This is a genomic window from Ideonella sp. BN130291 (assembly GCF_036231905.1).
Classification (GTDB): Bacteria; Pseudomonadota; Gammaproteobacteria; order Burkholderiales; family Burkholderiaceae_C; genus CAMLIZ01.
The window spans coordinates 256,522-277,513 of record NZ_JAZARE010000009.1; the positions used below are offsets into that span (position 1 = coordinate 256,522).

General features: G+C 69.6%; 22 protein-coding genes. 17 read left to right on the plus strand and 5 right to left on the minus strand.

The features are described 5' to 3' along the window. The first annotated feature begins 23 nt into the window (after window positions 1-23). From VPH43_RS20175 to VPH43_RS20250, 16 genes are all read left to right on the plus strand, one after another. Window positions 24-605, plus strand: a complete 582-nt coding sequence (locus tag VPH43_RS20175; RefSeq protein ID WP_328579542.1) for a hypothetical protein — start codon at window positions 24-26, stop codon at window positions 603-605. Continuing rightward, window positions 602-1,246 (plus strand): FliH/SctL family protein, encoded by a 645-nt coding sequence (locus tag VPH43_RS20180; protein WP_328579543.1) that lies wholly within the window; start codon window positions 602-604, stop codon window positions 1,244-1,246. The genes VPH43_RS20175 and VPH43_RS20180 overlap by 4 nt, the downstream gene beginning before the upstream one ends. 136 nt (window positions 1,247-1,382) lie before the next feature. After that, on the plus strand, window positions 1,383-2,705 hold the full coding sequence (locus VPH43_RS20185) for a FliI/YscN family ATPase (RefSeq protein WP_328579544.1): 1,323 nt from the start codon (window positions 1,383-1,385) through the stop codon (window positions 2,703-2,705). Continuing rightward, a complete protein-coding gene (locus VPH43_RS20190; RefSeq protein ID WP_328579545.1) occupies window positions 2,702-3,208 on the plus strand; it encodes a hypothetical protein in 507 nt (168 codons plus the stop codon). The genes VPH43_RS20185 and VPH43_RS20190 overlap by 4 nt, the downstream gene beginning before the upstream one ends. Next, the gene (locus VPH43_RS20195) at window positions 3,205-3,933 is read left to right on the plus strand and encodes a hypothetical protein (protein ID WP_328579546.1); all 729 of its coding nucleotides are present in this window, start codon (window positions 3,205-3,207) and stop codon (window positions 3,931-3,933) included. Before VPH43_RS20190 ends, VPH43_RS20195 begins: the two co-directional genes overlap by 4 nt. Then, window positions 3,930-4,679, plus strand: coding sequence for a GNAT family N-acetyltransferase (locus tag VPH43_RS20200; RefSeq protein WP_328579547.1), 750 nt, complete (start codon window positions 3,930-3,932; stop codon window positions 4,677-4,679). Before VPH43_RS20195 ends, VPH43_RS20200 begins: the two co-directional genes overlap by 4 nt. Next, the gene (locus VPH43_RS20205; protein ID WP_328579548.1) at window positions 4,676-5,776 is read left to right on the plus strand and encodes a sensor histidine kinase; all 1,101 of its coding nucleotides are present in this window, start codon (window positions 4,676-4,678) and stop codon (window positions 5,774-5,776) included. The genes VPH43_RS20200 and VPH43_RS20205 overlap by 4 nt, the downstream gene beginning before the upstream one ends. Then, complete coding sequence (locus VPH43_RS20210) at window positions 5,748-6,419, plus strand: response regulator transcription factor (RefSeq protein WP_328579549.1); 672 nt, start codon at window positions 5,748-5,750, stop codon at window positions 6,417-6,419. Before VPH43_RS20205 ends, VPH43_RS20210 begins: the two co-directional genes overlap by 29 nt. Window positions 6,420-6,435: 16 nt before the next feature. Next, on the plus strand, window positions 6,436-7,314 hold the full coding sequence (locus tag VPH43_RS20215) for a hypothetical protein (protein WP_328579550.1): 879 nt from the start codon (window positions 6,436-6,438) through the stop codon (window positions 7,312-7,314). 145 nt (window positions 7,315-7,459) lie between these two features. Continuing rightward, window positions 7,460-8,311 (plus strand): DUF1521 domain-containing protein, encoded by an 852-nt coding sequence (locus VPH43_RS20220; RefSeq protein ID WP_328579551.1) that lies wholly within the window; start codon window positions 7,460-7,462, stop codon window positions 8,309-8,311. A gap of 206 nt (window positions 8,312-8,517) precedes the next feature. Continuing rightward, window positions 8,518-9,210, plus strand: a complete 693-nt coding sequence (locus VPH43_RS20225; RefSeq protein WP_328579552.1) for a hypothetical protein — start codon at window positions 8,518-8,520, stop codon at window positions 9,208-9,210. Between the two features lie 83 nt (window positions 9,211-9,293). Beyond that, window positions 9,294-10,022, plus strand: coding sequence for a DUF6683 family protein (locus VPH43_RS20230; RefSeq protein ID WP_328579553.1), 729 nt, complete (start codon window positions 9,294-9,296; stop codon window positions 10,020-10,022). Window positions 10,023-10,102: 80 nt separating this feature from the next. Further along, window positions 10,103-10,966, plus strand: a complete 864-nt coding sequence (locus tag VPH43_RS20235) for a hypothetical protein (protein ID WP_328579554.1) — start codon at window positions 10,103-10,105, stop codon at window positions 10,964-10,966. A gap of 18 nt (window positions 10,967-10,984) precedes the next feature. After that, window positions 10,985-11,509: a DUF6683 family protein gene (locus VPH43_RS20240; protein ID WP_328579555.1), complete on the plus strand. Its 525-nt coding sequence runs from the start codon at window positions 10,985-10,987 to the stop codon at window positions 11,507-11,509. Window positions 11,510-11,611: 102 nt separating this feature from the next. Then, entirely contained in the window at window positions 11,612-12,205 is a 594-nt protein-coding gene (locus VPH43_RS20245; protein ID WP_328579556.1) for an SRPBCC family protein, read from the plus strand. A 72-nt stretch (window positions 12,206-12,277) separates the two neighbouring features. Then, window positions 12,278-12,712: a universal stress protein gene (locus VPH43_RS20250; RefSeq protein ID WP_328579557.1), complete on the plus strand. Its 435-nt coding sequence runs from the start codon at window positions 12,278-12,280 to the stop codon at window positions 12,710-12,712. A 22-nt stretch (window positions 12,713-12,734) separates the two neighbouring features. Here VPH43_RS20250 and fusA read toward each other — a convergent pair whose 3' ends face one another. The 3 genes from fusA to VPH43_RS20265 form a co-directional block, all read right to left on the minus strand. Beyond that, window positions 12,735-14,798, minus strand: a complete 2,064-nt coding sequence (gene fusA, locus VPH43_RS20255) for an elongation factor G (protein WP_328579558.1) — start codon at window positions 14,796-14,798, stop codon at window positions 12,735-12,737. A 178-nt stretch (window positions 14,799-14,976) separates the two neighbouring features. Continuing rightward, the gene (locus VPH43_RS20260) at window positions 14,977-15,918 is read right to left on the minus strand and encodes a DUF3344 domain-containing protein (protein WP_328579559.1); all 942 of its coding nucleotides are present in this window, start codon (window positions 15,916-15,918) and stop codon (window positions 14,977-14,979) included. Between the two features lie 163 nt (window positions 15,919-16,081). Further along, window positions 16,082-17,629 (minus strand): AMP nucleosidase, encoded by a 1,548-nt coding sequence (locus VPH43_RS20265; protein WP_328579560.1) that lies wholly within the window; start codon window positions 17,627-17,629, stop codon window positions 16,082-16,084. 177 nt (window positions 17,630-17,806) lie between these two features. Here VPH43_RS20265 and VPH43_RS20270 point away from each other — a divergent pair, with 177 nt between their 5' ends. Further along, window positions 17,807-18,268, plus strand: a complete 462-nt coding sequence (locus VPH43_RS20270; protein WP_328579561.1) for a glycine zipper 2TM domain-containing protein — start codon at window positions 17,807-17,809, stop codon at window positions 18,266-18,268. Between the two features lie 36 nt (window positions 18,269-18,304). Here VPH43_RS20270 and VPH43_RS20275 read toward each other — a convergent pair whose 3' ends face one another. Then, complete coding sequence (locus VPH43_RS20275) at window positions 18,305-20,242, minus strand: M61 family metallopeptidase (protein ID WP_328579562.1); 1,938 nt, start codon at window positions 20,240-20,242, stop codon at window positions 18,305-18,307. 70 nt (window positions 20,243-20,312) lie between these two features. Continuing rightward, window positions 20,313-20,951, minus strand: a complete 639-nt coding sequence (locus VPH43_RS20280) for a cysteine hydrolase family protein (protein WP_328579563.1) — start codon at window positions 20,949-20,951, stop codon at window positions 20,313-20,315. Between the last annotated feature and the right edge of the window lie 41 nt (window positions 20,952-20,992).

Sequence of the window (20,992 nt, forward strand, 5' to 3'; positions counted from 1 at the left end):
CCAGGCTCGCGGAGGGCGGCCCGATGAGCTTGCATGAGCTGCAGGCCGCCCGCGAGCGCCGGGCCCGCCGTGCCGCGGTGGCGGGCGCGCTGGCGCAGGTGCAGGGCCCGCATGAGACCCAGGCGCTGCCCTGGGCCGACCTGGCGCTGCTGCCCGACTGGTGCCTCTGGGCCAATGCGCGGCGTGCCCGCCTGGTGCGTGTGGCCGGTGCCTTGTTTGCCGCGCCGGGCATGCGGCTGTGGATCGATGCCGCACGCCTGCGTGCCGCGCGTGCGCTGGTGGGCGACTGGATGTTCGACCGCGTGATGCACAGCCCCGAGCTGCCGGCGCAGGCGCCGGGTGTGCCCGGCAGCGGCGACCTGGCGCGCCTGTTCGACAACGCCGGCCGCGCGGTGCTGCTGGGCAGCCTGCCCGCGGCCTGGATGCGGGGTGTGGCCGCGCCGCGCCTGCCGGCTGCCGATGCCCAGCCGCCGCTGTGCCCCGCGGTGGTGGCGCGCCCGCTCACGGCGCTGGCGTTGCAGCTGCTGCAGCAGGAGGCCGAGGGTGCCGACCGCGTGGTGCTGCGCGAGCCGTCCTCCGAGCCGGCCGTGGAGGATACGAAATGAGCTACGTCGCCCTGTTCGCGACCGGCGACCTGAGCGTCGCGACCGACCGGCGCGTGCTGCCGCCTGGCGAAGTGCAGTCCTTGCAGCATGCGCAGGCGCTGGTGCAGGCGCTGCAGGCGCAGCGCGAGCTCGCCGATGCGCGCGCCCTGGCGGCGGCGGACAAGGCCCGGCGAGAAGGCTACGCGAGCGGGTTCGCCGCCGGTGAAGCGGCTGCGCGCAAGCAGCTCGCCCAGGCCCAGGTCGACCTGGCCAGCCGTGCCCAGCGCGAGCGCGAGGCCCTGCGTGCGCAGACCGAAGCCACGGTGGCCATGCTGGCGCTGGAGGTGGTGCGCAAGCTCGCCGGTGAGATCGACGCCGCGGAGCTGGTGTCCGCACTGGCCCGCACCGCGGTGCAGCAGCTGATCGAGGACGAGCCGGTCACCCTGGTGGTGCACCCGGCCGTGGCGCGCCGTGTGCGCGAGCGCTGCCAGCGCGCCGCGGCCGGTGATGCCCGCTGGCCCACGGTGAGCGTGGAAGAGGACGCGACGCTCAAGCCTTTCGACTGCCGGCTGGTCACCCGCGCCGGCACCACCGTGGCCGGGCTGGACGCCCAGCTGCGCCGGCTGGAGACCGTGTGGGGCGATGCCGGAGGGCGGGTGTGATGAGCGCAGCCCGGCCGCCCGAAGCCGCTCGCACCGCAGCGCGAAGCACGGGGGGTGGCCCCATGAGCCTCGCCCAACAGCCCGAAGAGGCGAATTCCCGCTTGGCGGGAACGCGCGCAGCGCGAAGGGTGCCCAAATGACCACTGTCGCACCGCTGGACACCCGGCTGGTCGATGCGCTGCGGCGCACCCGCACGCTCGCCCAGCGCGGCCGTGTGGTGCAGGCCTTCGGCACCCTGCTGCGGGTGAGCGGCCTGCATGCGCGCATCGGCCAGCAGTGCCGCGTGCTGGACCGGCATGGTGAAGCTGCACCCATTGCCGCCGAGGTGGTGGGCTTCAGCGAAGGCCATGCGCTGCTGGTGCCGCTGTCGCCGCTGCAAGGCATGGCGATCGATGCCGAGGTGGAGGTGCTGGAGGCCTCGTCCGAGCTGCCTTTCGGCGAGGGCCTGCTGGGCCGCGTGATCGACTGTTTTGGGCAGCCGCTGGACGGCCGCCTGCTGCCGCCGCTGACCGGCCGCTGCGCCCTGCATGCGGAAGCGCCCAACCCGCTGGTGCGCCGCCCGATCGACGAGCCGCTGCCCACCGGCGTGCGCGCCATCGACAGCCTGCTCACGGTGGGCCGGGGCCAGCGCGTGGGTGTCTTCGCCATGGCCGGCGGTGGCAAGTCCACCTTGCTCGGCATGCTGGCGCGGCAGGCGCGCGGCGACGTCAACGTGATCGCGCTGATCGGCGAACGGGGCCGCGAGGTGCGTGAATTCATCGAGGACAGCCTGGGCGCCGACGGCCTGCAGCGCTCGGTGGTGGTGGTGTCCACCTCCGACCGCCCGGCGATGGAGCGGGTGCGGGCGGCCTATGCCGCCACCGCCATCGCCGAAGCCTTCCGCGCGCAGGGCCGCAACGTGCTGCTGATGATGGACTCGGTGACGCGCTTTGCGCGGGCGCTGCGCGAGATCGGCCTGGCCATCGGCGAGCCGGCGGTGCGGCGCGGGTTCCCGCCTTCGGTGTTTGCCGAGCTGCCGCGCCTGTTCGAACGCGCCGGCAACGACAGCCGCGGCTCCATCACCGGCTTCTACACCGTGCTGGTGGAAGACGAGGAGGGCGGTGATCCGGTGGGCGAGGAAGTGCGCTCCATCCTCGACGGCCACTTCGTGCTGTCGCGCAAGCTGGCGCAGGCCCACCACTACCCGGCGATCGACGTGCTGGCCAGCGCCAGCCGCGTGTTCCCGCGGGTGGCCACGCCCGAGCACCAGCAGGCCGCCGCCCATCTGCGGGCGCTGATGGCCCGCCATGCGGAGATCGAGTTCCTGCTGCGGGTGGGCGAATACAAGTCCGGCAGCGACCCGCTGGCCGATGAAGCGATCGCGCGCCAGCCGGCCATCCTGGCGCTGCTGCGCCAGCGCCCGGACGAAGCCACGGCGCTGGACGCCACGCTGCAGCAGCTGCGCGAGGTGACGGCGTGAAGCAGGTGGGCGACCCGGACGAACTGGCGCTGCTGCTGCGCCTGCGCGAGCTGCGCGTGCGTACGGCCGCGCGCCACTGCATGCTGTGCCGCCATGCGGTGGAGGATGCACAGGCCGCGGTGGAGCGGCGCCAGCGCCGCATCGACGCATGGAAGCGCCGGCGCGACGACCTGGCGCAGCAGGTGGTGGGCCCGGCCGCGCCCGCGATCGGCCGCTTCGCTGCATCCGCGGCCGCGTTGCGCGAGCACCTGGACACCGAGCTGGAGCGCGACGAGTACGGCCTGATCGACGACGAGAACGAGCTCGACCAGGCGCAACAGCGGCTGGACGATGCGATGGCGCAATGGCGGCGCGAACGTGCCCGCGAGGACGGTGTGCGCGACCTGTTGCAGCAGGCCCGCACCGAACAACACCAGCAGATCGAATTGCGCACCGACGCGGAAGCCGAGGAGCGCGCGCCCGCCCCCTTGCTGGCGCGCCTGGCGCTGGAGGCCCGGCCATGACACCCACCCCCACCCTGCCCGGCGCGCTGCCGCCGCGCGAAGAAGCGCCGGTGCCGCGCACTGCCGCGCAGGACGCCGATCGCGCACCGCTGCAACAACGTTTCGAGCAGGGCCTGCGCCAGGCGCAGCAGCGCGTCGAAGGCCGGGCGCAGGAGCGCCCCGGCGCCGCTCTGCCCTTGTCACTGGAGGACGCACCACAGGACGCTGCAGTGGACCGCGAAGTGCCTGCCACGCCGCGCACGGTGAAAGCGCCCGCCGGCCGCGACGCCCGCCGGTCGGACGCCTTCACCGGGGACGAGGAGGCCGCCGATGCAGGCGAGCTCGCCGGATGGCAGGCGCAGATGGCCGCCTCGCGCCTGCAGCCGCTGCCACTCGATGGCTGCTGGGGCACACCGGCCGCCGCACCGGCGCCGCAGAGCGCCATCACGCCCCACGATGTGGCCGCCACCGTTACCGGTGCCTGGTTGCAGGAGCCACCTCGTTCGGCGTTTGCGGCGCTGGAGCCGGCGCACTGGACCTTCACGCTCGGCGACGCGATGACACCGTTGGCGTCGCTGCGCGTCAGTGGCGATGCGGCCGCGGGCTGGAACCTGCAGCTCACGCCGGCGCGTGGCACCTCGGCGCAGGCGCTGGCCGAGCGCGGCGAGCGCCTGCGTGCCCGGCTGCAGGCACGTGGCCAGCGGGTGCACGACCTCACCATCGAGGACGAGGAGCCCCAGCGATGAACGCGCTGGCCGATGCCCCGCAAGAGGCCGTGGCGCCGCCGCCCTGGCTGGTGACCCCCACGCTGCGCCTGCGCGAGTTCAGCGCCAGCTGGGCCGACCGGCAGCTGCTGGTGCGCATGCACCAGGAATCGCGCCTGCGCCGCCTGCTCATCGACGACGAGCCGCTGCATCGCCACGAGGTGGCCGATGTGTTCCTGCAGCGCCTGCAGGCCTTCTACCGGCGCCATGAAGGCCTGGGCATCTGGTGCGCCGAGCGCCTGGTGCGCCTGCTGGGCGACAGCGAGTTGTGCGATCCGATGGTGCGTGACCTGCTGAGTGCCGAGGCGCTGGCGCAGTGGTCCGAGCCCCGGCCACGCTTTGCCGGCTGGTTCAACCTGATGCCCATGCCGCATGCGCCCGACGAACTCGAGCTGGGCGCGCGCCTGCTGCCCGACGCCTGGGGCACCGGCCTGGCGCTGGAAGGTGGCGAACAGCTGCTGCACCATGCCTTCGAGCAGCTGGGTGCGGCGCGGGTGTGGGCGGTGTGCCATCCGCAGCATGCGTCGGTCCGCTACTGCGTGCTGAGCCTGGGCTTCGAGGACCAGGGCGTCATGGCCTATGGCGAGGTGCCGGCGCGCCACTACCTCGTCGCGGCCGATGCGTGGCGCCGCCACATGGCCCTGCCGCGCCGCGACCGTGTGCGCCGTGCACTGCACCAGGTGCGCATGCCGCAGCCGGAGCGGGCCGTTGTGGAGGCGGCTGCATGATCGCGCGCCAGTCCGCGGCCGCCGAAGCCCTGCAGGCGCTGGGCGAGCTGGTGCTGCTGATCGACCTGGGCGAGGAATGGCTGCCCTGGTGCTCCGGGCCGGCGCAGGAGCTGCTGTCGCCGCTGCGGGTGGGCGCGCCGCTGGCCCAGGTGTGCCAGCGTGTGATCGGCTTGCGCGCCTTGCTCGATGCGCCACCCGCCGGCGGCTGCGCGATCGCCGCGCTGCAGGTGGACGGCCGCCACTTCGACGCCACCCTCGCATCGGCCGGTGACCAGCGGGTGGCCGTGCGCCTGTGCGACGCCGGCGAGCGCGAGCGTGCCATGCAGCGCCACCTGGAAGACCGCGAGCGCCTGCTCTTCACGTCGCGCGCGGTGTCGGTGGGCGAGATGGCCTCCACCCTGGCACACGAGCTCAACCAGCCGATCGGCGCCATCGCCAACCTGCTGCGCGGGGTGCGCATGCGCATGGCACGCGAAGCCGCTGCCGACAACACCGGCACGGAGCTGCAGCGCGCGGTGGAGCGCGCCACCGAGCAGGCCCTCTTTGCCGGCCGCATCATCGCCCGCATCCGCGAATACACCCAGTCGCGCCAGCCGCGCCGCGAAGCCTTCGACCTGGGCGCGACAGTGCGTGCCAGCGTGCAGCTGCTGGACTGGGAGCTGCAACGCGACGGCGTGCAGTGCGTGCTGCAGCTCCCCGAGGCCGAGCCGCTCATGGTGGAAGGCGATGAAGTGATGCTGCAGCAGGTGTTCGTGAACCTGGTGCGCAATGCCCTGGACGCGATGCGTGGTGTGCCGCCCGGGCAGCCCCGCACGCTCAGCGTGCAGGCCCGCGCGCAGGGCACGCAGGCCGAGGTGGCGATCGCCGACACCGGCTGCGGCCTCACCGACGATGCCGCCGCCCAGCTCTTCGTGCCCTTCGTGTCCACCAAGCCCACCGGCATGGGCATCGGGCTGAACATCTGCCGCAGCTTCGTGGAGCTGCACCAGGGGCGCCTGTGGTTCGAGCGGCGCTCGCCCACCGGCTGCAGTTTCAACGTGGCCCTGCCGCTGAAGGAGACAACACACCATGACGCAACAGACGCTGTTCATCGTTGACGACAACGCCGAGTTCCGCGAGTCCGCCGGCTGGTGGCTCAGCGGTGCGGGTTATCGCGTGCAGGCCTTCGACGGACCGGCGGTCGCCCTCAAGGGCTTGCGACAGTGGCAGATCGACACCCTGGCCAAGGGCGCGGACCAGGCCGAGCCGGAGCTCGCCTGCCTGCTGCTGGACGTGCGCATGCCGCAGATGTCGGGGCTGGACCTGCACGACATGCTGCGCGCCGAAGGGATCGTGATGCCGGTGATCTACATGACCGGCCATGGCGACGTGCCGCTCGCGGTGCAAGCGATGCAGCGCGGCGCCGTCACCTTCCTGGAAAAGCCGTTCGAGGATGCCGCGCTGGAGCTCGCCTTGTCGCAAGCCTTCGAGCGCGCACGCGAGCTGATGGTGCGGGCCAAGGCGCAGGCGCAGGCGGAGGTGGGCGAGCAGGCTTACCGACGCCGCTTCGGCTCGCTGTCGCAGCGCGAACGTGAGGTGCTGCAGGGCGTGATGCAAGGCAAGATCAACAAGAGCATCGCGCGCGAACTTGGTGTGAGCGTGAAGACGGTGGACCTGCACCGGGCCAACCTCATGACCAAGATGCAGGCGCGCTCGGTGGTGGACCTGGTGCGCATGGTCAGCACCGGGTGCGTGCAGTGATGTGGAGGCGCGGCGCATGACCCCGACCGCCACCTCGGGCGCCGTGCATGGCGCTGCACGGCGCGTGCAGCAGCCGCAGAGCTGGGAGCCCTCGGTCTACCGTGCGCCCACCCCCTTCGGGCCGCTGGTGCTGAGCCTGCAGCCGGCGCCCGGCGTGGAGCTGCCGTCGCACGAGGTGCTGCGTGCGGCGTTGTTGCTGGCCCAGGCGGAAGCCCTGGTGCAGCTGCTGGAAGACTGGCTGCAGGCCCCCATCGACCTGGAGCCGGGCAGCCCCGGCGCGGCAGGCCCCTCGGCCGCCGCCCATGTGTCGCTCGGCCCGGCGGGCGGTGGCCCGGTGCTGCAGGCGCAAGTGCACCTGCCCTGGGCCTGGCTGCAGGCGCTGCCGCCACGCGAGCCGGCGCTGGCGCAGCAGCTGCAGGCCTTGAAGTGGCAACCCCTGGCCACGCGCCTGGTGCTGTCGCGCCAGGGGGTGCAGGCGGCGGAGTGGGCGCAGCTGTGCCAGCCGGGTGCCGCCTTGCTGTTGCCGGAATCATTCGAGCCCGCCGGCTGGCCCTGTGCGCTGCGCCCGCTCGACAGCGTAGGCGAGGCCTTGCTGCCGCAGGACCTCGGCGCGCAATGGCAGCCGCATGCGGCCCGCCTGCAGTGGCTGGGCCAGCCCTCGCCTGCGGCCGCGGCCACCGGCGAGGTGATGCTGGAGGTGCTGCTGCGCCAGCCCCTGATGCTCACGCCGCCGGAGCTGCTGGCCTGGGCCGGCATGCAGGTGCGCGAGTGCGCCGGTGGTGCGGCCTTGCTCGAGCGTGTGGGTGTGGCCCATGCGGTGGTGCACCCGGCCCAGCTGCTGCCGCTGGGCCTGCGAGCCGATGGCCGCGCGGGCCACCTGCTGCGCATGGAGTAGTGGTCACTCGCCTGGGTGCGTTACCAGCTGGTACGGTTACCAGCTGGGAATCGACCCAGCTTACATCTGGCAGCACAACGCTTTTCAATCTCTTCCATCGGCCACGGTGGCCGATCCATCGATTGCCTTCACGGGAGAGACACACATGAGCACGGTCCAAGCCAACATCGCCGCCGGCGGCTGCTTCCCGCCCACGACGGACGCGAGCAACCCCACCCACGCCAGCACCTCCATGCAAGGCGGCCAGGCGGTGTTCGAGAACGACAACTACCGCATCACCGCGGGTGACAACAACACCGTCACCATCACCAACAAGCACACCGGCGAGACCTACCAGGCCTGGGGCGACCCGCACATGAAGATCGACGGCCAGCAGGCCTTCGACTTCTGGGGCACCACCACCTTCAAGCTGGAAGACGGCACCAAGGTCACCATCCAGACCACGCCCTGGGGCAACAACCCCAACGCCACGCTGTCGTCCAAGGTCACCATCACCAACGGCGACTACGGCGTGCAGATCACCGGCGTGGACACCAACACCACCGGCGACCTCAAGATCAACGAAGCCGCCGGCTGGGGCCGCACGCTGGACTGGGCCGTGTCCGACGGCAACGTGATGCACGAGAACCCCGCCGGCAAGGGCTTCCTGGCCGTGGACGCGGAAGGGAACATCCATGCAGTGGACCAGAGCTGGATCAACAAGACGGACCTGCTCAAGGGTGGTGCGGAGCCGGCGGGGCAAGGGCCGGACGCCCAGCGCCTGGCCGAAGCGTTCAAGGACGCGTTCCGCGTGCTCACCGGGCTGGTGAGCATCAGCTTCTTCGGCGGCTTCCTCGCAGGCCTGGCGGCGAGCAGCCACGACCACGGCCGGCGCGACCATGGCGTGGGCCACGGCAATGACCGGCGCGTGGGCTTCGAGCCCTGGCTGGGCCAGAGCTCGAGCTTTGCCTCGCTGCAGATCAGCGCCAACGTGTCGGTCACGCTCGGCCGCGCCTGAACGCAAGGGCCGCGGAGGACCTGGGTCGATTCCTAGCTGGTATCCGACCCAGCTTACGAAAGTCCTCCACAACGCCTTTAATTGATTCCGTCGACCAGCAACGCTAGCCACGAACCAACAAAGGCAAGCACAGCAAGGCGGCGATCTTTCCGAACAGTGTGTATGCAACCTGGTGCCAAGACCGGCACCACAACGGGAGAAACAAGATGTCTGGAGCTCTGAACAGTGTGATGGGTGGCAGCGGCGGTGGCCTGCTGGGTGCGATCGGCGGCATCGTCGGTGGCATGTTCGGCGGCCCGATCGGCGCGATGATCGGCCAGGCCATCGGCAACATGCTGCAGCAGGCCGTGGGCGATGCCGTCAAGGACGCCGCCACGCAGCTGACCAAGGAAGCCGGCATGCCCAAGTTCCTGGCGGACCTGGTGCACGAAGCGGTCGACAAGGCCATCAAGGAAGCGCACACCCCGGTGTCCGCCGAAGCGGCCGACAAGGCCGGCCAGTTCAAGGACCAGGTCCAGGACTTCACCTCCGACCTGACCAACAAGCTGGTCGAAGCCACCCGCAAGTACATGGAAAGCGCCCGCGAGTCGGAGTCCTCCGCCAGCGGCAAGCCGGCCGGCAAGGCCAGCGGCAAGAGCTGGCTCGAAGCCATCGCCCGTGCCATGGGTGAAGTGCTGGGCGACAAGGCTGCCAAGCTGGTCGAGCTGAGCAACAAGATCTCCGAAGTGGCCAACGCCGGCGGCGACAAGGATGCCCAGGCCCAGGCCGCCAAGGAAATGTCCGCGCTGCAGTCTGAAATGCAAGGCGTGAGCCAGATGTTCAGCTTGTTGCAAAACGCCTTCAACAACGCCATCAAGTCCATCGGCGAAGGCTTGTCGCAGATGGCTCGCAAGGGCTAATCTCTCACGACCCGCTGCTCTTCACGGGTCGAGGACGAGGGGAGGGTGTCCTCCCCTCGTCCTGTTGTCATTGGAGGGGTTCGATGTCGAAGTGGTTTATGCGATCGAAAGGGTTGTACGTCGCGATGGCGCTGCTCGCTGGCAGCGCGGCAGTACAGGCGGACTACGCGCCCTTTCAGGGTTATGTGGAGATGCCGCAGACGCTGTCGCCCATGATCATGGGCAACCTGGCCAGCGAGAACCTGCGCCTCATCAACGAACAGAATGCACGCGGTGGCGGCAAAGCCACCACGGCCGCCGCGGCCAAGGGCGTCACCATCGCGCCGGGCTCGGCCAGCACCACCACGCCGCGTGTGCTGGCCGCGCGCTACCCCACCACGCAGCGGGCGCAGATCGAGCAGGCGTTCAGCGAATCGCTGCGTAGCTACCGCCAGATCGAAGCCAAGTTCGGCATCCCGAGCAACGACGTGGCTGGCGCCGTGGCGGCCTTTCTCGCGGGCAGCTACATGGCCTACCGCGACGTCGATTTTCCAGACCGCAACTTCAGCACCCTGGTGGCGCAGATGCGCAACGTGCTGGCCAGCAACCCGGCTTTCCAACGCGCGTCCGCAGCGGAAAAGCGCGAGGTGTACGAGCAGATGGCCATCATCGGCACCTTCATGGCGGTGACGCGTGAAGCCCTGAAGCGACAGCCACCGAATGCCACCGTGGCACAGAACTTCCGCGAGTCCGCGCGCGCCAACCTCGAACAGTTCTTGAAGACGGATGCAAGCCGGGTGACGATCAACGAGCAAGGACTCGTGATCCGCTGAGCTTGCCTGCATGCGCCGCGGGGGCCGCTGTCATCGGCGCCCACGGCAGTGAATGGGTCGATTTCTCAGGGAGTTAGAAGATGAGCGAAGTGCACACCGCGCTGCGGCGCGGCTCTGCCGTGTCCTTGTTGATGCTGATGGCAGCCTGCGGAGGCGGTGGAGGCGACGACAGCCCCGCAGCAGCGCCGCCGCCCGTGGCGGGCACGCCGACCCCGGCCCCAACGCCTGGGCCCGCGCCTGCTCCGGCACCTGGGCCGGCCCCCGCCCCTGCACCCGCTCCCACCCCCACGCCGCCCGATCCCAATGGCCAGAGTGCCCATCCCAGCGGGCTGTACTGGAGCTGGACTCAAGAGCTCACGCCTGTCATCGGCGCGGATGGTTTCCCCCATCTCATCACGGTGTTCCAGTACACCTATGCCAGCTTCTTCGACAACGGCTTTGCCTACGTCGGCCCGCCAACCGCCGACATCGAGGACATCCGATGCACCACCGCCACGCATGATGCGCAGGGCAACCCGCTGTGCGTGCCCTACACCGTGCAAGGCGGCACGATCTCCATCAACGGGCAATCGCCGGTGGCCCTGGCGCAAACCAGTACCGGATGGAGCATTGACGGCCAGCCCTTCAAGCCGCTGCCCGCCTTGCACGACCAGCGCCTGAATGGCAGCTACAGCTCCACCTCCTGCTTCCTCGCCACCTGCTCCAGCGCCACCTTCACCTTCCGCCCGGACGGCACCTTCACCGCGTCCGCCGGCAACACCTACGCCAACACCATTGCCACCGTCTTCGCGGGTGCCGGCAACAGCGCCAGCGTGGCGGGCACCTACAGCATCGAAGGCCATGCGATCACGCTCTCACCACAAGGTGGCGCCGGAGGGCGTGTGTTCTTCTTCCTCGACGGCGACTCCATCCAGATCGCCGACGACTGGTACCTGCAGAACTGACGCTGAAGGAGGCCCGCAATGCCAAGCACCGCCACGCCCGCTTCTCCCGACACCGACATCAGCCTGCAAGCCTTGGCCCGTCGCCTCGCGCCCCAGGCCACCCCGCAGATGCAGCGCGAGCTGGTCCAGGAGATGGAAGACCTGCTCGCGAAGTACCGGCTGATGGAGCAGCGCTTCGAGCTGCCGCACGGCGACGTGCCCGGCGCGGTGGCGGCCTTCATTGCCGGCAACTACATGGCGCTGCGCGACGTGGACTTCCCCGACCAGGGTTTCACGGCGCTGGTGGCGCAGATGCGCGCCTTGCTGGCCGGGCGCCCGCATCTCGTCAGCGGCACGCCCGAGCAGCGCCAGCAGGTCTACCAGGAGATGGTGATCGGTGGCATGCAGATGGCCCTGGCGCGCGACCAGCTGCGCCAGCAACCAAACGAACGCGCCAGCGCCCAGCTGCGCCAGGCCGCCAAGGCGCGGCTGGATGAATTCCTGCGCATGGACACCCGGCAGCTGCGCATCACGGAGCAGGGCATGGCGATGCAGCCGGGCTGACACCTGCGGCCCGCACGCACGCCAAAGGGCCGGGCTGCCCCGGGTTGCAGCCCACCGAACCCTCCCCCACCATAAGGCCCTATCAACCTTGGAGGGGCACGCATGGCCGCATGGCACACCATCAGGATGGCCTGGCAGGCCGGCGCGCTGGTCGCCCTGGCGGCAGTGTTTGCGCCCTTGCACGCGGCCGAGCGCAGCATCGACAAGCAGGTCGAAGTCAAGGCCACGCTGGACGAGGCCTGGGCCGCCTGGACCACGCGCGAGGGCATCACCAGCTTCTTTGCGCCCGATGCGCAGATCGAGCCGTGGGTGGGCGGCGCCTTCCACATCCACATCGACCCGGGTGCCGAGCGCGGTATGAAGGGCGCCGACGACATGCGCTTCATGGCCTTGCAGCCGAAGAAGATGCTCTCCTTCGACTGGAACGCGCCGCCCAGCCTGCCGCAGGCACGCCAGCAGCGCACCTTCGTGGTCGTGCGCTTCGAGCCGGTGGATGCCACCCACACCAGAGTGAGCCTGCACCACACCGGCTGGGGCGATGGCGGTGAATGGGACAAGGCCTACGCCTACTTCGACCGGGCCTGGGGCAATGTGCTGGCCAACCTGCAAAAGCGCTTCGAGTCCGGCCCGGTGGACTGGACCACCTGGCTGCAGCAACTGAAGCAGCGGCGCGAAGCGGCCAGCGCCCCGAAATAGGCTTCAAGTCCGCCGGTTGGCCGCCGATATGCCGTTGGAGGGGCCACACCCTGGCCCTGAAAAGGTGGCCGCATGTTCAAACGCATCCTTGTCTCCACGGACCGTTCCGAGCTGTCGAACAAGGCGATCCACGCCGCCATCGACCTGGCCAAGGACTCCGGCGCCCAGCTGGTGGCCGTGACGGTGGTGCAGCCCTACCGCTACGCCGGCATGGCCGGCTACCGCAACGAGGACTACGACGGCCACCACAGCGAGATGCTGGTCAAGGCCGAACAATCGCTGCACGACCTGCGTGAAGCGGCCGAAGCCGCTCACGTGGACTGCGAGGTGGTCACAAAGGAAACCGACACCCCCTGGGAAGGCATCGTGTCGGCGGCCGAGGAGCAGCACTGCGACCTGATCGTGATGGCCACGCGCAAGCGCTTCGGCCTGCAGGCGCTGATCGGCCGCAGCCAGACGCAGGAAGTGCTGCGCCACTCGCCGCTGCCGGTGCTGGTGTATCGCTGAAGCGGGCTGGGCGCCGCTCAGCTCACTCCTCGTCCTTCACCTTGTACTGCCCCATCAGCTGCTGCTGGGTGTTGGGCGGTACCGGGTCGTAGTGCGAAAACTCGATGGTGTAGCGGCCCTGCCCGCTGGTCATCGCGTTCAGGCGCGACTGGTAGCCGCTCAGCTCCGACAACGGTGCCTGCCCGCGCACGATCATCGAGCCGGCCACGCCGTTGGTGGTGCCGCTGATCAGGCCGCGCTTGGCCGACAGGTCGCCGGTGATGTCACCCATCGCCGCATCGGGTGCGGTGATCTCCACGTTGACGATGGGCTCCAGCACGATGGGCCGCGCTTCCTTCACCGCCGCGATGAAGGCCTTGCGCCCGGCGGTGACGAAGGCGATTTCCTTGCTGTCCACGCTGTGGTGCTTGCCGTCGAACACCACGCAGCGCACGTCCACCAGCGGATAGCCCGCGATCACGCCGCTGGCGATCGCCTCGCGCACGCCTTTTTCCACCGCCGGGATGAACTGCCCGGGGATGGTGCCGCCCTTGACCTGGTCCACGAACTCGAAGCCCGCGCCACGGGGCAACGGCTCCACCCGCAGGTACACCTCGCCGAACTGGCCGGCGCCGCCGGTCTGCTTCTTGTGGCGGTGGTGGCCTTCGGCTGGCGCGGTGATGGTCTCGCGGTAGGCGATGGACGGGGGGCGGGTGTTCACCTCGAACTTGTACACATCGCGCAGCCGCTCCAGCAGCACCCGCAAGTGCAGCTCGCCCAGGCCGTAGACGATGGTCTCGTTGGTGGTGGCCACGTGCTCCACCTTCAGGCACGGGTCTTCGTCGATCAGCTTCTGCAGGATCTCCCACATGCGCTGCTCGTCGCCATGGCGCTTGGGCTCGATCGCCAGGCCGTGGACCGGCACCGGGAAGTCCAGCGGCTTCAGGTGGATGTGGTCGTCCTCGGCGGCGTCGTGCAGCACCGCGTCGTAGTGCAGCTCCTCGACTTTGGCCACCGCGCAGATGTCGCCCGGCAGCGCGCGCGGCACCTCGACATGGTCCTTGCCCTGCATCATGAACAGGTGCCCCACCTTGAAGGGCTTGCGGCCGTCGCCGATGTACAGCTGCGAGTCCTTGGTGAGGGTGCCCTGGTGCACACGGAAGATGCCCATCTTGCCCACGTAGGGGTCCACCGTCACCTTGAACACATGGGCCAGCACATGCTTCGCGAGGTCGGGCGTGGCGCTGATCGGCTGCGCCTCGGTGCCTTCGCCGCGCAGGAACTCCGGCGGGTTGCCTTCGGTCGGGTTGGGCAGCAGCTTGACGATCACGTCCAGCAGCTCGGCCACGCCGGCGCCGTTGCGCGCCGAGACAAAACACACCGGGATGAGGTGGCCTTCGCGCAGCGCCTGCTCCAGCGGCGCATGCAGCTCGCTGGCGTCCACATCGCCATCGTTCAAGTAGCGGTCCACGAAGGCCGCATCCACCTCCACCACCTGCTCCACCAGCGCGCGATGCGCGTCTTCCACCGAGGAGAAGTCGGCCGAGCCGGTGCGGTTGTAGAAGCAGTCCACCACCTTGTTGCCACCGTCGGCGGGCAGGTTCAGCGGCAGGCACTCCTTGCCGAAGGCCTCGCGCAGCTGGGTCAGCAAGGCCTGCAGGTTCACGCCCTGGCCGTCGATCTTGTTGACGATGATCATGCGGCACAGGTGGCGTCTGGCGGCCCAGTCCATCATGCGCGTGGCCATCATCTCGATGCCGGTCTGCGCGTTGATCACCACCGCCGCCGTTTCCACCGCCTCCAGCGCGGGCAACGACTGGCCCACGAAATCGGCCGCTCCGGGGGTGTCGATCAGGTGGATGCGGGTGTCGGCATGCTCCAGATGCATCAACGCCGCATTCAGCGAGTGCTGCATGCGGCGTTCAAGGGGGTCGAAGTCGCTGACGGTGCTGCCCCGCTCTAGGCTGCCGGCGGCGCCGATCACTCCGGCTTTGAGCAGCAGCGCCTCCGCAAGGCTGGTTTTTCCGGCCGCCGCGGGCCCCACGAGGGCGAGGGTCCGCAGGGCAGTGGTGGCGGTGCTGGCGCCACCTTGGCTTGTGCTTGGCATGGCAGTCTCCTCTCGGCCGCTTTGAGGGCCGACTCGCGAGACCGACGCAACGCAGCCTCGCGGCTGGTGGATGGGTACGAGGCAGGGTACTGCGAGCCGCGGCACAACGCAACACGGGGCCCGCCAGGGCCCCGTGTTCCGGGAGACGGGGGCGCCAGGGCCCCGTGGCGTGTGCCGTTCAGCCGCGCTGGCGGCGGCGCACCATGGCGCCCACGCCGGCCAGGCCGGCAAGCATCAGTGCGTAGGTGCCGGGCTCGGGCACCGGCGGCGCCGCGCCCACCGGCAGCTCGATCAGCAGCGCCACTTCGCTCAGCGCATCGTTGACGGGGCTCATCTGGATGTTGAGGGTGTTCATGCCCGGCGTGAGGAAGCTGGTGACGTCGAAGGTCTTGATGTCCCACAGCTTGCCGTTGCTGACCCCGCCGGTGCCAAAGGGCGTGGAGTCCCCCTGGAAGATGCCGCCGGAGGCGATGGCGGTGCCATTGACGTTGAGGCTGCCGTCATCGGAGGGGCCGAAGTTCTGGCCGTCGGACACGTGCATGTGCAGCGCCGCACTGCCGCTGGTGTAGTTGATGCCGGCCAGCGTGGTGTTCCAGCCATCCGCGTCGAAGCTGTTGGGCCAGTTGGCGTCGTTGCCGTTGAACACCACCACGTCGTGGTTGTTGGTTGCGTTGCCGTCGTTGTAGAACACCACCAGCGAGGCGCCGTTGACCTCCACATTGGGCTTGACCATGTTGGCCAGCGTGTAGCTGCCGTTGCCGGTGATCAGGCTGGTCACGTTGGCGCGATAGGCCTGGCTGTTCTGGAAGCCCCAGAAGTTGTCCTGCGAGAAGCCGATGTTGGCACCGGTGATCGCTGTGCCGTTGAAGCTGATGTTGGCGTTGGCGTTGGGATCGCTGCTGTTGGTGGGGCCGTGCCAGTACAGGAAGGCCTGGGTGACGGTGCCGCTCACGCCGGACAGGCTGATGCTGCCCTCGCCCACCCCGCGCAGCCCGCCGACGCCGGCTTGTGCCCAGTCGGTGTTGGTCACGGTCTGGAAGGGTGCGATGTCGCTCGCGAAAAGGGGGCCCGCCGCAAGGGCCAAGGCGAGCCCCAAGGCCCGCCGCGTTTGTTGTTTCATAGGTGCTCCTGGTGGTTGTACGAGCACCCACCGTTACCCCTGGCCGGTGCCCGCCAACCCAATGTAGGAGTCAGGATGGGGTGGCGTGTCCCTATGGTGTGGGGGGACGCGGCCCTGTGGATGAGGGGTGCCGCCAGGCACGCCGCCTGCTCTACGGCACGCCTTACTGGAACGCCACCTCGGCAAAGCTGCGCAGCTTGCGGCTGTGCAGTTGGTCCTGACGCTGCTGGCGCAGCAGGTCCACCGCGCGGATGCCGATGCGCAGGTGCTGGTCCACCCGGTCGCGGTAGAACTGGTTGGCCATGCCGGGCAGCTTGATCTCGCCGTGCAACGGCTTGTCGCTCACGCACAGCAAGGTGCCGTAGGGCACGCGGAAGCGGAAGCCGTTGGCGGCGATGGTCGCGCTTTCCATGTCCAGAGCGATCGCGCGGCTCTGGCTGAAGCGGCGCTCCGGCGTGGAGCCCACGCCGCGCGAGGGCAGCAGCTCCCAGTTGCGGTTGTCGGTGGAGGCCACGGTGCCGGTGCGCATCACGCGCTTCAACTCGAAGCCTTTCAGCTCGGTGATCTCCTCCACCGCCTGCTCCAGCGCCTGCTGCACCTCGGCCAGCGGCGGGATGGGCACCCACAGCGGCAGCTCCTCGTCCAGCACATGGTCCTCGCGCACATAGCCATGGGCCAGCACGTAGTCGCCCAGCTGCTGGGTGGTGCGCAGGCCGGCGCAGTGGCCCAGCATGATCCAGGCATGCGGGCGCAGCACCGCGATATGGTCGGTGATGGTCTTGGCGTTGGCCGGCCCCACGCCAATGTTCACCATGGTGATGCCGCTGCCGTCGGCGCGCACCAGGTGGTAGGCCGGCATCTGCGGCATGCGCGGCGGCGGCGCGCCGTATTCGTCCTCCGGCTGGGGCGCAGCACCGGCGCGCCGCGTGATCACGTTGCCCGGCTCCACGAAAGCCACGTAGCCCTCGTCGCCCGAGGGGTGGGTGTGCTGCGGCTGGTCGTCCAGCAGGCCGGCCTGGTTGCCGGGCTCACGCATCAGCTGGTGGCCCAGGCGCACGAACTCGTCGATGTAGAACTGGTAGTTGGTGAAGAGCACGAAGTTCTGGAAGTGTTCGGGCGCGGTGCCGGTGTAGTGGCGCAGCCGGTGCAGCGAATAGTCCACCCGCGGCGCGGTGAACAGCGCCAGCGGATAGGGCTCGCCGAAGGCCGGCTCGTAGGTGCCGTTGGCGATGCCGTCGTCCATCGCGGCCAGGTCGGGCAGGTCGAACAGGTCGCGCATCAGCTGGCGCCGCTGGGCGGTGAGCGAGCCCTCGATGTGGTCGTGTTCCGCGAACGAGAAGTGCACCGGGATCGGCTGGCTGGACAGCCCCACCTCCAGCGCCACGCCGTGGTTCTGCAGCAGCAGGCGCAGCTGCTCCCGGTAGTAGTTGCTGAACAGGTCGGGCCGGGTGAGGGTGGTCTCGAAGGTGCCCGGCCCGGCCACGAAACCGTAGCTCAGGCGCGAGTCGGCCCGCGCCACGGTGTGGGTCTGGATGCGCACGAAGGGGTAGCAGGCGCGCACCCGCTGGGTGAACTCGGCACCGGCGACGAACTCATGCAGCGCCTGGCGCAGGTGGGCGATGCCGCTGTTGTAGATGGTGGTCGCGTGCTGCAGCGCGGCATCGGCGTCGGTGAACGACTGGGTGTTGATCACGGTGGGAGGAGCACTCATGGACATCAGCATACCGCTGTAGGAAGGCGCCCACAGGCGCTTGCGGGCTCCGCCGACCCGGCAAAGCGGCCTCCAGCGGCAGCCTGGCGATGCCGGCTGTCCGACGATCAAGCAGCCGCTGCCACCGATGTCCGGCAGGCGGCGGGAACGTTTGACATCACAAAAGGAGTGAATGACATGACACGCACCCTGACTCTCGTTGCCGCCGCGTCCGCGCTTGCCATGACCGTGGGCTGCTCCAGCCCGCAGGACCCGGGCGCCCGCCCGGTGGCACCGGTGACGCAGTCGCCCTCGGCCTACCAGGGCACGCAGTACGGCCAGGTCCGCGCCATCAACGTGGTGGACCGGCCGGGAACCGCTTCGGGCGCCGGCGCCGTGCTGGGCGCGGTGGTGGGTGGCGCGCTGGGCACCCAGGTCGGCAAGGGTGACGGCCGCACGGCCGCCACGGTGGGCGGTGCGGTGGCCGGCGGCGTGATCGGCAACGAGATCGAGAAGCGCCGCACCTCGGGCACCGAGGTCTACCGGGTCGAAGTGCAGTTCGACGACGGGCGCACCGCGACCTACGACTTCAAGGAGCTGAACGGCCTGCAGATCGGCGATCGCGTGCGCTGGCAGGACAACCAGCTGTATCGCATGTAAAGCGAAGAACCCCGGCGCAGCCGGGGTTCTGATGCTTTATTTCGGTGCCTGGATCGCGCTCAGCCGGTCAGGCGTGCCTTCAAGGCGCTCCAGCGTCGGATAGCGCAGGCCGCCGCGGTAGTCGATCTTCACGCTGCGGTAGTGCTCGCCGTCGCGCACCAGCAGCTCGATCGGCTGCTGGCCGCTGCGATTGGCGGTGATCGCCGTGGCCAGGCGCTCGGGCTTGTAGGCCACGCCGTTCACGGCCAACACCTTGGCACCGGGCGCCAGGCCGGCCTGGAACGCGGGGCTGTTCCACAACACGTCCTTGATCTGCTCTTCCTCGGTGCTGATGCGCAGGCCGATCGAGTAGACGAAGTCGCTCACCTTGTCGTCGTCGTTGTCGGCCTTGGCGTTCTCGCTTTCCTTATCGGTGAAGGTGAGCTTCCAGCCGCTGCGCGTCAGGCCGTCCAGCGGCGCGCGTTCGTGGTTGTCCAGCCGCTCGCGCAGGAAGCGGGCCCAGTCGTAGGGCAGCACGCCGTTGAGCGTGTTCACCACGTCGTCGAAGGTGTAGGTGAGTGGCTGCACGCGTCCATCCTGGACGCCGAAGAAGGCCTTCGCGAAGTCGTCCAGCGAGCGCTGGTTGTTCGTCTTCTCGCGGATCAGTGTGTCGGCGTCCAGCCAGATCAGCGCCGATTCGTCGTAGTAGTCGAAGCTGCGTTGCCAGTCACGCCAGGCCTTGTGGCCGTTGGCATGGCCGAAGGTCGCTTCGCTGGTGGTGTCCTGCAGGTTGCGCCAGGCGCGGCCGCTGCGGCGCTCTGCCGAGGCCGCCGCGTAGGCCAGGCCGTCGCGTGCCTGCTCCGGCGTCACCAGGCCGCTGCGCACAGCCAGCATGCGGCCCCAGTACTGGGTCTGCCCTTCGTACACCCACAGCAGGCTGTTGCGCATGGGCACGGTGTTGTAGTCGGGTGTCCACAGGTCGGCCGGGCGGCGGAACTTGCCGTCCCAGGAGTGGGTGTATTCGTGCGGCAGCAGGTCGCGTGAGAGTGCTGCCTTGTCCCAGTCCTTGAAGTAGTCGGGCTTGACGCCGTTTTCGCTCGACTCATGGTGTTCCAGGCCGATGCCGCCGAAGCTGTCGCTCAGCGCGAGCAGGAAGTCGTAGTGCCGGTAGTGGCGCGCGCCGAACAGGCGGTCGGCCTGCACCACCAGCTGGCGATGCGCCTGCAGCTGCGCGTCGCTGGCCTTCAGCTGCTCCGGCGAATCGGCCATCAGGTGCAGCACCACCGGGCGGGCCGCGCCCGGCGGGTCCAGCTCCACGCGCTGGTAGTGGCGGCCGGCGAACAGGGGTGAGTCGATCAGCGTGTCCAGCGGCACGCGCTCGAACTCCCACCACCTATCGCCGCCAGCCTTCCCGCGCAAGGCCGTGCCGTGCTGCCAGCCGGCCGGCAGCTTGAGCCGGGGTGCGAACGTGATCTCGCTCACCTCGTGCCCGGCCGGGTACAGCAGCACGTTGTCCCACTGCACGTTGAGCATGCGCGGTGTCATCACCACCCGGCCGCTGTCCTTGGAGGTGGGCGAGAGGTACTGGAACTCGGCGGTGAGGGTGGTTGCGCCCGGTGGCACCTGCACGTGGAAGGCGTGGGTGTCCACCGGGTCGCGCTGCCAGGCCAGCGGCGTGTTGCCAGCACGCAGCTGCAGGCCGGCCAGGTCCACCGCATTGCCGTAGGGACCGTGGGTGCCGGGCAGCCAGCGCGGGTACAGCAGGGTCAGGCGGCCGGGCTGCACCGGCAATGTCTGGCGCACGCGGAAGATCTTGCGGTCCAGGTCGGTGGCGTCCACCTCGAGCTGGATCACGCCCGGATAGGGCTGCTTGCGGGCGGCGGGAATGCCGGTGTCGACCGGCGGCTGGGCGGGGGTGGCGGCAGCGAAGGCGGCGATCAATGCCGCCACCACTGCCGAGCGCACGAGTGCCTTGTGGGCCAGGGTGCGATGCATCGGACGAGGGCTCCCAAAAAGCTGCGCACGTTACCGCAAGGTGTGCGCGGCTGCAGGCCCTCGCGGGCTGCTAGGCGGCCCCGAGCGCGCGCCGGTTCGACGCCACGATGTTGTCACGCGGCAGCGGGTTGCCGGTCTGCAGTGCGTCGACCCAGGCCGCGGTGGTCGCGACGGCGGCAAAGCGGGTGTGGAACACGACGCTGAACACGCGGTGGATCTCCTCGGCGCTGGCGCGGCCCGCCGCGTTGGCATAGGGCAGGGCGCCGCTCGCGTCCGACAGGAACTCGACCTGCAGGCCGCGATGCGTGGCCTCGAGGATGGTGGAGGCGTTGCAGTTGTGCGTCATGTAGCCGGCCACGGTGAGTGTGTCGATGCGGTGCTCCGCGATCCAGTCGGCGAGGTCGGTGCCGGTGAAGGCGCTGGGCCAGGCCTTGTCGATGAAGTGGTCGTGCCCCCTGCGTTCGATCTCGGGATGCAGCTGCCAGCCCGGTGTGCCGCGGTCGAACAGTGGGGAGCCGGCGGGTGCCGTGTTCTGCACCACCACCACCGGTACGCCGGCGGCACGGGCGGCGTCCATTGCGGCGGCGATCTTCGGCAAGGTCTGCTCCACCGGCGGGTATTCGATCGGCAGGCCGCCGCCGGCGAAGTACTCGTTCTGCACGTCGATGACGACGAGGGCGCGGCGCGGTGAGTTGGTGGTTGCGGTCATGGATCAGCTCCGGTGGTGAGTGAATGCGCCTGATTGTTCCT

Coding starts and splice junctions, on each gene's coding strand:
- VPH43_RS20235 (WP_328579554.1), top strand. CDS start 10,103: ATGAGCGAAGTGCACACCGCGCTGCGGCGCGGCTCTGCCGTGTCCTTG.
- VPH43_RS20265 (WP_328579560.1), bottom strand. CDS start 17,629: ATGAGTGCTCCTCCCACCGTGATCAACACCCAGTCGTTCACCGACGCC.
- VPH43_RS20215 (WP_328579550.1), top strand. CDS start 6,436: ATGACCCCGACCGCCACCTCGGGCGCCGTGCATGGCGCTGCACGGCGC.
- VPH43_RS20180 (WP_328579543.1), top strand. CDS start 602: ATGAGCTACGTCGCCCTGTTCGCGACCGGCGACCTGAGCGTCGCGACC.
- VPH43_RS20280 (WP_328579563.1), bottom strand. CDS start 20,951: ATGACCGCAACCACCAACTCACCGCGCCGCGCCCTCGTCGTCATCGAC.
- VPH43_RS20245 (WP_328579556.1), top strand. CDS start 11,612: ATGGCCGCATGGCACACCATCAGGATGGCCTGGCAGGCCGGCGCGCTG.
- VPH43_RS20225 (WP_328579552.1), top strand. CDS start 8,518: ATGTCTGGAGCTCTGAACAGTGTGATGGGTGGCAGCGGCGGTGGCCTG.
- VPH43_RS20270 (WP_328579561.1), top strand. CDS start 17,807: ATGACACGCACCCTGACTCTCGTTGCCGCCGCGTCCGCGCTTGCCATG.
- VPH43_RS20230 (WP_328579553.1), top strand. CDS start 9,294: ATGTCGAAGTGGTTTATGCGATCGAAAGGGTTGTACGTCGCGATGGCG.
- VPH43_RS20200 (WP_328579547.1), top strand. CDS start 3,930: ATGAACGCGCTGGCCGATGCCCCGCAAGAGGCCGTGGCGCCGCCGCCC.
- fusA (WP_328579558.1), bottom strand. CDS start 14,798: ATGCCAAGCACAAGCCAAGGTGGCGCCAGCACCGCCACCACTGCCCTG.
- VPH43_RS20175 (WP_328579542.1), top strand. CDS start 24: ATGAGCTTGCATGAGCTGCAGGCCGCCCGCGAGCGCCGGGCCCGCCGT.
- VPH43_RS20220 (WP_328579551.1), top strand. CDS start 7,460: ATGAGCACGGTCCAAGCCAACATCGCCGCCGGCGGCTGCTTCCCGCCC.
- VPH43_RS20260 (WP_328579559.1), bottom strand. CDS start 15,918: ATGAAACAACAAACGCGGCGGGCCTTGGGGCTCGCCTTGGCCCTTGCG.
- VPH43_RS20210 (WP_328579549.1), top strand. CDS start 5,748: ATGACGCAACAGACGCTGTTCATCGTTGACGACAACGCCGAGTTCCGC.
- VPH43_RS20185 (WP_328579544.1), top strand. CDS start 1,383: ATGACCACTGTCGCACCGCTGGACACCCGGCTGGTCGATGCGCTGCGG.
- VPH43_RS20205 (WP_328579548.1), top strand. CDS start 4,676: ATGATCGCGCGCCAGTCCGCGGCCGCCGAAGCCCTGCAGGCGCTGGGC.
- VPH43_RS20240 (WP_328579555.1), top strand. CDS start 10,985: ATGCCAAGCACCGCCACGCCCGCTTCTCCCGACACCGACATCAGCCTG.
- VPH43_RS20195 (WP_328579546.1), top strand. CDS start 3,205: ATGACACCCACCCCCACCCTGCCCGGCGCGCTGCCGCCGCGCGAAGAA.
- VPH43_RS20275 (WP_328579562.1), bottom strand. CDS start 20,242: ATGCATCGCACCCTGGCCCACAAGGCACTCGTGCGCTCGGCAGTGGTG.
- VPH43_RS20250 (WP_328579557.1), top strand. CDS start 12,278: ATGTTCAAACGCATCCTTGTCTCCACGGACCGTTCCGAGCTGTCGAAC.